The sequence below is a fragment of the Vibrio sp. Y176 genome (genome assembly GCF_033438945.1).
In genome coordinates this window covers 54,615-68,591 of sequence record NZ_JAWOQS010000001.1, presented here as the reverse complement: position 1 = coordinate 68,591, position 13,977 = coordinate 54,615, and the positions used below count along the sequence as shown (strand labels likewise).

Sequence of the window (13,977 nt, the reverse complement as noted above, 5' to 3'; positions counted from 1 at the left end):
CAATTTCACAACAAAAATTTTACAATGTGAATTTTACAAAATGTCTGTGTCAAAAAGCCTTATTCGTCAGTCTCATTTTCTTGGTACGAAAATTCGTAACCTAAGAAAAAACAACCATTTAACGATGGAAGATTTGTCTGCCCGTTGTGTAAGAATTAATCCAGAGTACGCTCCGTCGGTTTCTTACCTTTCAATGATTGAGCGCGGAAAACGCGTACCGAGTATCGATATGCTCGAAGTGATCGCGGAAGTTTTTCAAAAAGATCCTGCATGGTTTTTAGATGATGAACCCGAATTAGAAGCCATCACACCCAACAAAGGAAATCGTGGCGGGATTAGTGGCATGGCGTTGGAGCCGAGCTTTCTGTTCTCCAATGATATTCTTCAAATCGCGATACCAGAAATGCTCTCCCAAACAGGTATCACGGGGCGTCAGTTTGCTCATCTCTTGATTCGAGCACACCAAGAAAACCATCAAAACCATTTTCCAGACTTAGAACGGGCAGCGGAAGAAGTGGGCTTAAAGCGACTTAATCTGTCAGTGGAAGATCTGATCGACATTGCAAAGAGTATGGGATTGGATATCCGCTGGGTAGATCGAGCGCCACAAGATGTGATTGATGAACTGGGCGTCAGCGCCAAACAGTTGATTACGTCTTTCATGGAGCCACCTGGGACTATTTATCTCAATAAACGAATGCGTGACTATCCAACCCGATTGAAGTATGACTTGGCGGTATATATCGGCCATCGAGTGCTCCATAGCAGCGATGCAATGAATAACGTTTTATCTATCGGGCATCAAAACAATTGGGAGCAAATGGACAGCCCTGTGTCGAACTCTGAACTCAATTCGCAAGATATCCTGCAAGCTTGGCGTGATTTTGAGTCTAGCTTCTTCGCCGGTGCCCTACTCTGCCCCAAAGTACCCTTTCGTCAGTTGCTTGACCGTTCTGGTTACGAGATTGATGTTCACAAAAAGGCGGGGGTTTCTCCTTCCGTTGCAATGCGTCGCATGACGGTGGTCTCGCCTTACCCTCATTGGCACTATTTTGATGCCTATGGCCCTGGCAAGTTAAAAGCCGTGTATCGCGGAAATGGTATTCCATTGCCTTGGGGCAACATGCGCAAAGTGAACGACCCTTGCCAGCACTGGGCGGTATTCCGACGCCTTTCCCAGCCTTTGGATACCAGTTCAGCGCAAATTTCGATTTTAAATGTTGGCGACGAGCCACGTATCTACTGCTGCGAATCGGTCAACGTATTTGACCCTGCGGGGAATAATCGCGTGCTATGTGCCGGTATTGATCTTAACCCTGCCATTTCTGCACAAGGTGGCGATGCCGTTTCCATAGCGGAAGAACTTAAGTCCCTTTGTGTCGCTTCCGGCGGAAGTAGTGTTATTCCTCCCCACATCAAAAAAGACTTAACGACTATCGCTAAGATATTAAACATCAACTGGATAGAGCGCGGGATTCAAACCCAAGCAAGGTTGATCTGCTCCAGAGGGGCGGTTTGTCCAAGACAACCTAGTTGTTACAGCAAGTGCGGAGAAGCTGATGAGACGGGCAGCGACGTGAATATCATCGGGCTTTAGAAAGAAAAAACGCCAATCACAATAAACGTGATTGGCGGTATATACTTGTGAACAATTTGTATTCACTAACAACGTCAGTTGGCTAGGTGACCCTCGGCTTAATAAGGGTCACTCTAAGTAAAGCACGATGCGTGCCAACTTTAAAAAAGCCGTTTTTTAGTAGATCCAGATGCATATCGTTGCTTTATTAACCATTAATTTCGCAAACTGCATTTGCAAAATGCAACATTATGCAAATATGCCACTGAATGCACTGCTAATAACGACTCTCTCAGCAAAGTGTCTGTGAACATATGAAGTCACATATTCTTGCACCTCAATGATGATGAGATTTCGGGCTCCCAACTTTACCATTCTTCTAACCCCTTATTGAAACTGGGTTCAGGCTTATCCGCCATGCTTTTGTTGATACATTCTCTCATCGGCTATTTTCATCATTTGCTCAGGAGATGACATTTTCGGGTCAAATATCGCGTACCCAATACTGGCTTTCAAATAGATAAGCGTTTCATCGTAAATGACGGGCGTCGAGCATAGCGCTAATCGAAGTTTTTGTAGAAGGGACTGAACATTTTCTTCCGTTCCTGGGTGATGAACTACAACTAAGAACTCATCCCCGCCCATTCTGGCCACGATGTCTGATTTACGCAGAGAACTTTTTACCCTTTCAGCCGTAGCGATTAAAACTTTGTCACCTGCGTCGTGACCATAGGTGTCGTTAATGTGTTTAAACCTATCTAGGTCAATATTAATTAAGGCGAAGCTATAACGCTTTTTATAACGTTTCGCTATTTCGAACTGCTGCTTGTAAAACTTCATAAAATAGCGACGGTTTGGTAAATTCGTGAGTTCATCGTGTAAAGCTCTGTCATCTGCAATGGTATACAGTCGATAAATGGCGAACAGCGCGAGGCTAAGTGCGAATATAATGGGATAGCCGATTACTCTAGCTAAATGCAACTGATGCCAAGAGATTTGGCGATCAGCTTTGCCTCCAGAGAAAACCACCATACTCCACCCACCATAAGGAAAATGAACCATCTCTTTTGCATATACCATGCTATTTACACTTTGCGCGCCAAAGAAAGCATCACCAAATGAGCCACCGCTATCGTAACCACGGATCATTAAAGGGTAACGATACGAGAAATCAATTACGCCGGTTTCTCTCATCAGAGCATCGAAATCAATCACCGCACTGATCACTCCCCAGTAGTCCTGATTCATTGGAGGATCAAGAAAAACAGGCACACGCACGATCAAACCTCGGCCACCTTGGATCAATGTAACGGGCCCTGCGATGAAAATTTCTTGTACATCCTTGGCTTTTTGCACCTGTACCCACTGCTGTGGCACTGCGCGGTAATCAAGGCCGATTAGGCGCTCATTACCTTGGCGTGGAAATACGTGACTAATTACATCATTTTTCGCGATACCGATTATTGTAATATGTTTACTTTTATTTAGGATTCGGTGAGCGGCGATACTCAATTCTTCTTCTTGGTTTTTAGGAAGTAAAGTAATGAGTGTCGCTAAAGTACTGGCTTTGTAGATATCCGCCATAAGTACCGCTTCCAAATTGGAACGGAGAATGGAAAGTTGTTCTTTGGCCTCAACTTGAACTCGCTCTTTGTGAAGCTCTTGCTGGTTTCGATTTAACAGCTCAATAACCCCAATACACAAAGCGAAAAAGGTGAGGAAGAACAATGCAAAATAGCATCGCTTTCTGGGTAAATAACGCATTTTCTCCCCACAACTCGTATACAACTACGAGATTTTTTATTTATTGTTAAAATTCTTATTATCACAAGAATAACCAATCATAATCAGAAAGGTAACAGTGATTGACAACTTTTATGTTTTAGGTGTGAGATGATGCATCAACAAGGCGATTTATTTGGCGGCGATCTATGGCAAAAAGTAGAAAGAGGAGAACTTTATTATGATCCTCATTTTCTTAACCATCTTGAGGCGGATAATTACTTTGACCAACTTCGAAAGACACTGCCATGGCACCAAGAACACATTACTATGTTCGGCAAGTCAGTACTTCAACCTCGCTTACAAGCGTGGCACGGTGATGCAGCATATACTTACTCAGGCTTAACCATGCAGCCTCACCCTTGGACTCCTGAGTTAACTCAGCTGAAAGTGCGTTGTGAATCAGTTGCTGATGTCACTTTTAATTCTGTTCTCGCTAACTTATATCGACACGGCCAAGACTCAATGGGCTGGCACCAAGATAATGAACCAGAGTTAGGTAGAAACCCTGTTATCGCATCTTTGAACTTAGGTGAAACACGTCGATTTTTGCTTAGAAATTTACATTGTAAAACTGAGATTGAATACGAGCTTTCTCATGGCTCCTTACTGATTATGGCTGGCGAGCTTCAGCATCACTGGAAGCACTGCGTACCAAAAACCGCGAAAACCAAAGATGAACGTATCAACCTGACTTTTAGGCAAATTTTCAACTATTGACTCAGCTTTTACATTCTCAATTAATATTGATGGTAGGTTTAGGTTCAGGACTTCATAGGGAATGGATTTATGCGTATTAAACCTCTTAGCTTAGCGGTCTTACTCTCTTGCTCACTTACCTTTGCTGCTCAGGCATCACAGGAAGACGTACCGCTTCTCGATAATACTCAATCAGCGCAGTTGATTCGTAGTACCTACGAACAAGAACTGTTCACTCTCCCGGCGTTTAAAGAGGGCCATTTTGGCTTACGCATGTACCGCCAAACATTAGATGAGAAATATCACGCTGCCATTTGGACCGACATGGCACAAGTAGCCAGCCGGTTAAACCAATTTGCTAATGAAGTTGTTGAACCAGAAGACATCATTCTCTATTCATCTCAAAGGCTGACCACGTATCAAGAGAAAGAAACCGAACGAGGGCAGCGACGCTATACCGTGACTAAACACCATCCTGAGTACCTTTATCTTGGTGTGGATTTGCTTGGCGCAATGGCAAGAGCAAACGAATACGGCCTAAAGCATAAACAAGACAAAACGCTGAGAAAAATTATTAGGCGCTACGATTTCTCGCGTTACGTTACGGACAAAGAGATGATAGAAGCATGGGCAGCTCAGCTTGCAAACCAAGTCTACTGGCTTCGTCAGTTAGGAGAGCAAGATGTGGTCGAGGAATTCACTCAAACCTTCCGTGACACCTACCCCGACGATAAAGATAAGATGCTTTCAGCTCAGCAGTATTGGAACAAACTCTATGGTATGACGCACATCATCTTTGCCGATTCACAGTATTATCAGGAGCGAGTAAGCGAGAAGAAACACCAATGGATTTATGATTACTTTCGCAACAATATCGACACTATCCTACTGCGCGCCAAAGAAGACGTGATTGCGGAAGTCGGCATTTCGTTTTTGTTAGCAGGCTTGGACCATGATCCGGTCGTAAAGAAAACCCGCCAAGCCATTCGTCACGCAATCAACGCAGAAAAAGGGATGATTCCGTCGGTCGACGGTAACTTTGATCTCAAGTACGGCGAACACCGTAACGTACTAGCCATCATGCTGCTCGATTGGAAAGGGGTACATAAAGCGCCAACTTATCAAGAGCACCCAGAGGCTTTTAAATCGATACCTTACGGCTTAATGCCCAAGCCTTAGAAATAACAAAACCCGCCATTTAGGCGGGTTTTTAGTGTGTATCTTCAATCTAAATTAGAGAGAGATAAAAATGCCCGCTAAGCACGCACTCATCAGGTTAGCGAGTGTACCAGCAGCAACCGCTTTTAGGCCTAGACTTGCAACATCTTTGCGGCGCTCAGGTGCCATCACGCCGATAGAACCCAACTGAATCGCAATTGAGCCAATGTTCGCAAAACCACACAACGCAAAAGTGATAATAATTTGAGTATGCTCAGACAGTGTCGCTTTGTGCTGCACAAAATCGATAAACGCAACAAACTCATTCATCACCACTTTCTGACCAATGTATGAACCCGCAGCTAGAATTTCGTGGCTTGGCACACCAATCAACCACGCTAGAGGTGCAAACAAATAACCAAAAATCGCTTGTAGCGTTACGCCAGAGAAACCAAGTATCTCGCCCAAGTTTTCTAGCCCCGTGTTCACCATCGCGATAACACTCACGAAAGCGATAAGCATGGTACCAACAGCAACGGCAACTTTCATACCGCCCATGGCACCGCTTGCTAGCGCATCAATAACGTTACTTTCTTCTGATTTATCTAGCTCAATATTGTTGTAATCGCTTGGCGTTTGACGCTCAGGAACGATGATTTTTGCCATCATCAAACTACCTGGTGCTGCCATAAAGCTTGCCGCGATCAAGTATTTGAGGTCGACACCCAAACCAGCATAACCACCAAGCACACTGCCCGCCACTGAAGCCATACCACCAGCCATCACGGCAAACAGTTCAGAGCGAGTCATGTTAGAAAGAAATGGACGAATAAGAAGTGGTGACTCGCCTTGAGATAAGAAAATGTTCCCTGTTGCAACCAAAGACTCTGCTTTACTCGTACCCAAGAACTTCTGGATAGCGCCGCCAATAAATTGAATCACTTTTTGCATAATGCCCAAATAGTAAAGGGCGGAGATAAGAGCACTGAAGAAGATGATGATAGGAAGGACACGGATAGCGAAGATAAAGCCAGAAGAAGCGAGGTCACCAAAGAGGAATTTAATCCCTTCATCAGCAAAGCTGAGTAGCCCCGCGACACCATTACTTAAACTCGCCAGCGCCGCTTGACCCAACGGGAAATAGAGCACCAAAGCAGCAAACCCCATTTGTAGCATCAAGGCGCGAGATACAGTTTTCCAATTAATGGAAGAACGACCCTCAGAAAGTAGGAAAGCACAACCTAGCAGTGCAACAATACCAAATAGACTAAATAGAACACTCATGAGCTGGACCTACTAAACGTTGAAAAAGAAAAAAGAGCCAAAGGAATTGGCAGAAGAAAAGGACAACGCAGCGAGTGATAACTCACTTTTAGATCCAGAATGTAGACAGAACGAATAGTTCGACATCTTATTTTTACCTTATACAAGCAATTGAACGTAGCTGGTCCGGTCCGTGGGGTCATTCACTGCTGGCGAGCATGTTGCTTGGCCTGCTCCATGTGACGGCTTGTATGGGTAAGGGTCCTGAACAACTAAACCCTAATTCCCGCTTAAACGGGACGCAAGTATAGCCAACAAAAAGAGATATTCATCACATTTATTTACGCAAACGTTCAAGCGTTCAAAATTTAGGCAAAAGCACTCTTTTATCGTCATACCATTAGTAAAAGTAAGGAAATGAGGATAGGCGTTGATGGTAAAAAACATAAAAGTGACCAATAAATATGCAATCAAACTCGAAAGAGCCAAAATTCGTCATTTTGCTCTCGCCAACAGGTGGATTTTGGTTATAATTCGCGTTGCTTCTTTCGAGGCCTCTGAGTATTCAGAGCATCATGATGCCGAGATGGTGAAATTGGTAGACACGCTAGCATGAGGTGCTAGTGCCTTTGGTGTGAGGGTTCGAGTCCCTCTCTCGGCACCATTATCCTTCTTCCCTAATTTTGTTCGAGTGTAATGCAAAGTTCTAAGCAGGCAAGACAGTCTACAGATGCTAATCAACTTCTGAGTGAGCTTGCGGTTCACGCTTTATTACACCTGCACTTTAAAATTCACGCGTCCTCGCATGGCCTCTCCCTTAAAGAACGTAATGACTTACTTCAGAAATGGCTGAAACCAAAACTGAAGAGTAATCGCTATAAGCTGATTAAAAAGCCGTTAAAGTCTTTGACTCAGCAGGCAAAAGGTGAGAACGGAAATCTGGAAGTATTACTCGAGCGCTGCGTCGGTGCAGACAAACCCAGCAACCCTCAACCCGATCTAGATAGCTACTTGCTGCTGATCAACGAGATTGAGAAGAAACTGGGGACTACCGTGTTATTATCGCGACCGGAAGACGTCGACTTATCTCACGACCAACACGGCTGTTTGCTGTGTGTGCTTTCTGAGAACTTAAATCAGCACTTCGATGATAATAACGCCCTAATCGCTCCTATTTCGATGCTGTTCCGCGGACCAATGAGTCAACGCTCACTTTTCCTTGGCAGCATTTACGCCAGTGGTACCTTCAATTATGAAGTGCAGTATCAAGACGACCAGTTCGTTCGCATCACATTAGAGTTAGCGTAACTGTAACGCTAAGAAATAAACGAATCGAAAAAGGCCGCGAAACTCGCGGCCTTTTGCTTATCTAGATTTAAACTTGAGTTAATCGATCTCTTTAAATCGAGCAGTAAAGTGGCGCAGCACTGGTGGCTCGTACTCGAAAGTGAGCCCTTTTAACTCATGTGCACGATTTTTCAGTTCGATAATCGCATCCGCAATGTAATCCATATGATCGTTTGTGTAGACACGACGTGGAATGGTCAAACGCATCAACTCAAGCTCTGACGCTTTTTGTTTACCCGTTTCCGGATCTCGACCAAGCAGCAACGATCCTATCTCTACTGCTCGAATACCCGCTTCCAAGTACAAAGCATTACACAATACCTGCGCAGGAAACTGATCCGCTGGAATATGTGGCAAAATCTTAGCGGCATCCACAAACACCGCATGACCACCCGTTGGGTATTGAATCGGAATACCGCCTTCACGTAAGCGCTCACCTAAGTATTGAACTTGGCTAATTCTATAGTGAAGAAAATCCTCGTCCGCGGCTTCATACAAACCGCGAGCGAGCGCTTCCATATCACGCCCAGCCATGCCGCCGTATGTCACAAATCCTTCCATGGGTACGCAGCGCGTCTGCACCGCCTGGAACAACTCCTTATGATCACGAATACAACACATGCCACCAATGTTTACCATCGGGTCTTTCTTAGCTGACATGGTGAGCATATCACCGTACTGGTACATCTCACGGATGATTTCCAGAATCGATTTATTCTCGTAACCCGCTTCACGCTGCTTGATAAAGTAGGCGTTCTCACAGTAACGAGCCGAGTCAATCACCACTGGAATATCGTACTTGGTTGCAATCTCGTACACACTGCGCATGTTTTCCATCGACACAGGCTGACCACCGGAGCTATTACAAGTAATCGTGGTGATAATTGCACAAATGTTATGCGAACCGTGCGCTTCAATTGTTGCCATCAGCTTATCGATATCAAAATTGCCCTTCCAATCATAAGGCGTAGTGGTGTCGAATGCTTCTTCCGTTACCACGTTAATCGCTTTACCGCCATTGAGTTCAATGTGACCCGCTGTGGTATCAAAATGGTAGTTCGAGATAAATACTGGCGTTTCGCCACCACGCACCTGACGCATACGCTCAATCAAAGCTGGGAACAAAATTTGCTCGGCACCACGCCCTTGGTGTGCAGGCACGGTGAGCTTATAACCGAAGAAGTGCTCCACTGCATCACACAGGTTGTAGTAATTTCGACTCCCCGCATAGGATTCATCCCCCATCATGATGCCAGCCCACTGATTATCACTCATGGCACCAGTGCCAGAGTCAGTCAGCAAATCGATATAAACATCATCACTACGAAGAAGAAATGGATTATAGCCCGCTTCTTTTAACGCGACTTCACGGTCTGCCAAAGTCGTCATTTTGATTGGCTCAACCATTTTGATACGGAAAGGTTCTGGAATACGTTTCATTGTTAATTTCCTTATACGCATTGCCCTACGCAGTTTCACGTAAGACTAAAAAACAAATAGATAGAATGCTTTTCAATGCGATTGCATTGAGGAAATCAACGAGAAGAGATTTTACTAAGAAGAGACAAGCAGTAGTCTAGGTTATACCAGAACGACAGCACCAAACGGCTATCGAGAATATCCTTTATTCTCATCGTCTTCGTCCTCCTGATAAAAATAAAAAGTCAGAAACCCCATGTCTCTGACCTTTTCAATATAGTGCAGTTTTCAATCAATTTTCAGTGAGGTCACCCTCATTTTAAGAAGGTCTCGCCCTTTTCATTCTGCGTTTGATATTACTTTCTTTGACTAGGTAATCGAAAAGTGGCGCGAATAAGTTAGCAAATAGAATCGCTAACATGATGCCTTCTGGATAAGCCGGGTTCAGCACTCGGATAAAAATCGTCATCACGCCGATTAATAGTCCGTATGCCCATTTCCCGTTATTGGTAAAAGCTGCCGAGACAGGGTCTGTCGCCATAAAGAAGGTACCAAACGCAACCCCACCAATCACGAAGTGCCAGTAGAACGGCATGGAGAACATGGGGTTAGAGTCTGAACCGATCGCATTCAATAGTAGTGAAGCTCCGATTAAACCGACCAACACGCCCGCAACAATTCTCCACGATGCAATCTTCATAAAGATGAGAACCAAGCCTGTTAGTGCGATCAACAACGTGGAGACTTCACCCATCGAGCCTGGTAAATTACCAACAAAAGCATCTCCCCATGAAATTGTTTGTCCTGTCATATTATTTATCAAAGCACTTTGCCCGCCTTCATACCATTGACTAAGTGGAGTAGCGCCAGAGTAACCATCAGCCGCGACCCACACAGCACCACCGGACATGTTGGCAGGATAGGCAAAGTATAAGAACGCTCGCCCTGCTAAAGCTGGATTTAGGAAGTTTCGTCCAGTACCACCGAAAATCTCCTTCGCCACAACAATACCGAAAGTGATACCTAAAGCCGCTTGCCATAGTGGAATTGTCGGAGGAAGAATCAGCGCAAAGAGTATAGAGCTGACAAAAAAACCTTCATTTACCTCATGCTTTCGCACAATAGCAAACAGAACTTCCCAGAAACCACCAACGATAAACACCGTCGCATAAACCGGGAGAAAGTAAGTAGCACCAAGCCACATTTTACTTCCCCACCCCGCTTGTGAAACCGCATCTAACGAGCCCCATACCCAACTCAGTTGCCATGAAGAAACAAGCGCTTGCTGAGCTGAGGCTTGATCCATTCCATACAACAAGGCATCACTCGCTTGCTGGCCTATGTTGTACATACCCCAGAACATGGCAGGGAAGACCGCCAACCACACCATGATCATAATACGTTTTAAATCGATGCTATCTCGAACGTGAGTCATGCCCTGGTTTACCTTACCAGGCGTGTAAAAAATGGTTTCGACAGCTTCGAAAAGTGGGTAGAACTTGTGATACTTCCCACCTGGACCAAACTTAGGTGTCGCTTTCTCAAAGTAATGTTTAAGGCTCATAACGCTCCTCCTTTATCTAAAAGATGGTACGCACATGTGTAAAAAGCGATCGTTTTTTAATCTCTTCGTCTTCCTTCTTCGTATTTCACCTTGTTCGCCACTCTTCTGTCTCCTCTTTAAATCCGGCGAACAGTTTATCCAACGAAAAAGGGACCGCTCATGGACACACTCGCCATTGACCTAGCTAGATTCCAATTTGCCTTTACTGTCTCTTTCCACATTATTTTTCCAGCGTTTACGATTGGTTTGGCAAGTTATCTCGCTGTATTAGAGGGCTTGTACTTAAAAACGGGCAACAAACAGTACATGCAAATCTATAAGTACTGGCTCAAAATCTTTGCCATCAGTTTTGGTATGGGTGTGGTGAGTGGCATCGTGTTGAGCTATCAATTCGGTACTAACTGGAGCGTGTTTGCCGACAAAACAGGCCCAATCCTAGGCCCGCTAATGGGTTATGAAGTTTTTACTGCGTTTTTCCTCGAAGCTGGGTTTTTAGGCGTGATGCTTTTCGGTATGGATAAGGTAGGTAAGAAGCTTCACTTCGCCGCGACTTGTATTGTTGCATTCGGGACGTTTTTGTCTGCGTTTTGGATACTTTCGGTTAATAGTTGGATGCAAACACCAGCGGGCTATAGTATCAACGAAGCCGGACAGTTTATCCCAGAAGACTGGTGGGCGATTGTCTTCAACCCTTCCTTCCCTTACCGGCTCGTTCATATGTTGCTCGCCGCTTACCTTACTACTGCCTTTGTTGTAGCCGGCGTTGCCGCTTATCACTTGCTAAAAGCAAACCATAACCCTCTAGCCAGAATTATGTTCTCGATGGCAATGTGGATGGCTGCCATCGTGACACCAATTCAAATCGTTGCTGGAGACATGCATGGATTAAACACCCTTGAACATCAACCCGCCAAAGTCGCCGCGATGGAAGGGCACTATGAGTCTCACCAAGGCGCGCCATTGATCCTCTTCGGTATCCCTAACGATGAAGAAAAACGCATGGAATACGCACTGGAAATCCCCAAACTCGGTAGTTTGATTTTAACTCATGACCTCAACGGTGAAGTGAAGGGATTAGATGCTTTTCCAGAGGAGGAGCACCCTCCTGTCTCTATCGTTTTCTGGTCTTTCCGAGTAATGGTCGCGCTTGGTTTTGGCATGCTTGTTATTGGTTTGTGGAGCCTTTGGCTAAGAAAACGTCGCAAACTTTTTGATTCGAGGGCACTTCAACGTATTTGTGTGCTGTTTGCCCCAGCGGGGTTCATTGCAGTTTTAGCAGGCTGGATAACTACCGAAGTCGGTCGACAGCCTTACACCGTATACGGTCTTTTAACCACAGCCAATTCGGCATCGCCTATTGATGCCGCCGCGGTGAGCGTCTCCCTGACGGCGTTCATCGTGGTTTACTTTGTGGTTTTTGGAGCTGGCTTCTTCTATCTCCTACGTTTGATGCGCAAGTCTCCAACTCGATATGAAGAAGGTCTAGATAGCCGACTTCCTGATGGCACGAAAACCGATGCCATCACACATTCTAACCATCTAACCTAGGAGCTTACTCATGGATTACGCATTAATTTGGTACGCTTTGATTGGGCTCGCTGTTCTGATTTATGTCGTGTTAGATGGCTTTGATCTCGGTATTGGTATCCTATTTCTCAGCGCTAATGACGATGAAGAGCGCGACATGATGATGAACAGCATCGCTCCTGTTTGGGATGGGAATGAAACTTGGCTAGTTCTTGGCGGAGGTGGGCTTTTTGCCGTGTTCCCCCTCGCCTACGCGGTCATTATGCCAGCACTCTATGCTCCCCTGATTTTAATGCTGCTCGGGTTAATTCTGCGCGGGGTTTCTTTTGAGTATCGCTTCCGAACACAACGCGGAAAGTTTTTATGGGATAGCGCTTTTTTCATTGGTTCACTCACCGCGGCATTGATGCAAGGCATTATGCTCGGAACCCTGCTCCAAGGTATAGAGGTTAGTGAACGAGCATACGCAGGTGGATGGTTTGATTGGCTTTCGCCATTTAGCGTATTTTGTGGCCTGGCGCTTGTTTGTGCTTATATTCTGCTCGGTTCATGCTGGTTATTAATCAAGCTTCCAGAAGAGCTGATGGGGCGCTATTACGTGGTCGCGCGACGATGGGGGCTAGCGATGGTAGCCTGTATATTCATCGCCAGTTTGTGGCTGCCATTGAGCCAAAATATCGTATTTGAACGTTGGTTCTCATTACCAAACTCGCTACTGTTTTTCATTTTACCAATTATTGCAGCGACACTTATTTGGCCGTTATTCAAAGCCTTACTCGACCACAAAGCCGTCCGAGCCTACGTTCTTGCGATCGGCCTGTTTCTTGTGTCCGCGATGGGTTTCGGTGTCAGTACATTCCCTTACTTGGTCCCATTCGCACTCACTTATCAAGACGTCGCCGCGCCAGACAAAAGTTTGGCATTTTTACTTGCCGGTGCGGTGGTATTACTTCCTCTGATCATAGCCTACACGGCTTATTCGTACTGGGTGTTCCGCGGCAAGATGAAACGTGGAGAAGGATATCACTGATGAAACTAAAGCCCATTTTGTGGTTCATTGGCATTTGGCTGGCAAGCGTGGTCGCCTTGTTTATCATCAGTTCGTTGATACGAACTGCGATATTGTAGGCCCAGAGTCGACTGCACCACATCTGAAGCCATTGAGGTCTATACTCAAGCAAGAGTAAAACAACGGAGTGTTTTTATGACCTTAAAGCGGTTTCTGGTAACTTTGATTCCTTTGACGGTTCCACTGTTTTCACCAAATGCATTGGCCGTAGACAAGCAGATGTCATCCGCCATGAAAAGTAAAATGCGGTCTATTTGCTCCGCAACAGACGAGAAGGGCCATTGGCAACTTGCTGAAGCAACTCCTGACGCCAGACGCTCACTCAACATGGTGCTTTATCAAATGAATGCCGATGATAAATTGAAAGCAATTCATGAGGTGAGAACGAAAATGGTCGGCGGCACCCATTATGCGTTTGAGTTCGAGTTGCAAGATGGTCAAGTCTGGAATGCAATTGTATTGCACAGTGCCCGAGGCGATTACATGATCGAAAGACACGCAAAGAAAGGCGAACTCTGCCCTAAATAGCAATAGACACTACGACTCTACAGCCGACACAATAAAGTCGACTGA

11 protein-coding genes and 1 tRNA gene are annotated in these 13,977 nt (G+C 45.3%); 8 read left to right on the top strand and 4 right to left on the bottom strand.

Going from position 1 to position 13,977, the window contains the following annotated elements; translation table 11 throughout:
* Positions 1-40 precede the first annotated feature (40 nt).
* The gene (locus R7O13_RS00305) at positions 41-1,597 is read left to right on the top strand and encodes a DUF3612 domain-containing protein (RefSeq protein ID WP_213866844.1); all 1,557 of its coding nucleotides are present in this window, start codon (positions 41-43) and stop codon (positions 1,595-1,597) included.
* Between the two features lie 387 nt (positions 1,598-1,984).
* Here the strand turns inward: R7O13_RS00305 and R7O13_RS00300 are convergent, their stop codons facing one another.
* The gene (locus tag R7O13_RS00300) at positions 1,985-3,340 is read right to left on the bottom strand and encodes a diguanylate cyclase (RefSeq protein WP_021035911.1); all 1,356 of its coding nucleotides are present in this window, start codon (positions 3,338-3,340) and stop codon (positions 1,985-1,987) included.
* A 132-nt stretch (positions 3,341-3,472) separates the two neighbouring features.
* On the opposite strand from R7O13_RS00300, the gene R7O13_RS00295 reads away from it, so the two are divergent.
* Positions 3,473-4,078, top strand: coding sequence for an alpha-ketoglutarate-dependent dioxygenase AlkB family protein (locus tag R7O13_RS00295; protein ID WP_167416179.1), 606 nt, complete (start codon positions 3,473-3,475; stop codon positions 4,076-4,078).
* 69 nt (positions 4,079-4,147) lie between these two features.
* Complete coding sequence (locus R7O13_RS00290) at positions 4,148-5,236, top strand: DUF3541 domain-containing protein (RefSeq protein WP_085569244.1); 1,089 nt, start codon at positions 4,148-4,150, stop codon at positions 5,234-5,236.
* A gap of 54 nt (positions 5,237-5,290) precedes the next feature.
* Here R7O13_RS00290 and R7O13_RS00285 read toward each other — a convergent pair whose 3' ends face one another.
* On the bottom strand, positions 5,291-6,499 hold the full coding sequence (locus tag R7O13_RS00285) for a NupC/NupG family nucleoside CNT transporter (protein WP_017635515.1): 1,209 nt from the start codon (positions 6,497-6,499) through the stop codon (positions 5,291-5,293).
* A gap of 559 nt (positions 6,500-7,058) precedes the next feature.
* On the opposite strand from R7O13_RS00285, the gene R7O13_RS00280 reads away from it, so the two are divergent.
* Together R7O13_RS00280 and R7O13_RS00275 are read left to right on the top strand one after the other, a co-directional pair.
* Positions 7,059-7,142 (top strand) — tRNA-Leu (locus R7O13_RS00280).
* A gap of 32 nt (positions 7,143-7,174) precedes the next feature.
* The gene (locus tag R7O13_RS00275; RefSeq protein WP_017819727.1) at positions 7,175-7,786 is read left to right on the top strand and encodes a DUF2913 family protein; all 612 of its coding nucleotides are present in this window, start codon (positions 7,175-7,177) and stop codon (positions 7,784-7,786) included.
* 78 nt (positions 7,787-7,864) lie between these two features.
* On the opposite strand, the gene R7O13_RS00270 is transcribed toward R7O13_RS00275, so the two are convergent.
* Together R7O13_RS00270 and R7O13_RS00265 are read right to left on the bottom strand one after the other, a co-directional pair.
* Complete coding sequence (locus R7O13_RS00270) at positions 7,865-9,265, bottom strand: tryptophanase (protein ID WP_318302670.1); 1,401 nt, start codon at positions 9,263-9,265, stop codon at positions 7,865-7,867.
* A 298-nt stretch (positions 9,266-9,563) separates the two neighbouring features.
* Positions 9,564-10,808: an NADH:ubiquinone reductase (Na(+)-transporting) subunit B gene (locus R7O13_RS00265; protein ID WP_005374169.1), complete on the bottom strand. Its 1,245-nt coding sequence runs from the start codon at positions 10,806-10,808 to the stop codon at positions 9,564-9,566.
* Positions 10,809-10,967: 159 nt separating this feature from the next.
* Between R7O13_RS00265 and R7O13_RS00260 the strand changes: the two genes are divergently transcribed.
* The 3 genes from R7O13_RS00260 to R7O13_RS00250 all read left to right on the top strand — a co-directional run bounded on the left by R7O13_RS00260 (position 10,968) and on the right by R7O13_RS00250 (position 13,932).
* Positions 10,968-12,356 (top strand): cytochrome ubiquinol oxidase subunit I, encoded by a 1,389-nt coding sequence (locus R7O13_RS00260; RefSeq protein ID WP_017635517.1) that lies wholly within the window; start codon positions 10,968-10,970, stop codon positions 12,354-12,356.
* A 10-nt stretch (positions 12,357-12,366) separates the two neighbouring features.
* Positions 12,367-13,365 (top strand): cytochrome d ubiquinol oxidase subunit II, encoded by a 999-nt coding sequence (gene cydB / locus R7O13_RS00255; protein ID WP_318302669.1) that lies wholly within the window; start codon positions 12,367-12,369, stop codon positions 13,363-13,365.
* A gap of 174 nt (positions 13,366-13,539) precedes the next feature.
* Positions 13,540-13,932, top strand: a complete 393-nt coding sequence (locus R7O13_RS00250; RefSeq protein ID WP_318302668.1) for a cystatin — start codon at positions 13,540-13,542, stop codon at positions 13,930-13,932.
* The last annotated feature ends 45 nt before the right edge of the window (positions 13,933-13,977 follow it).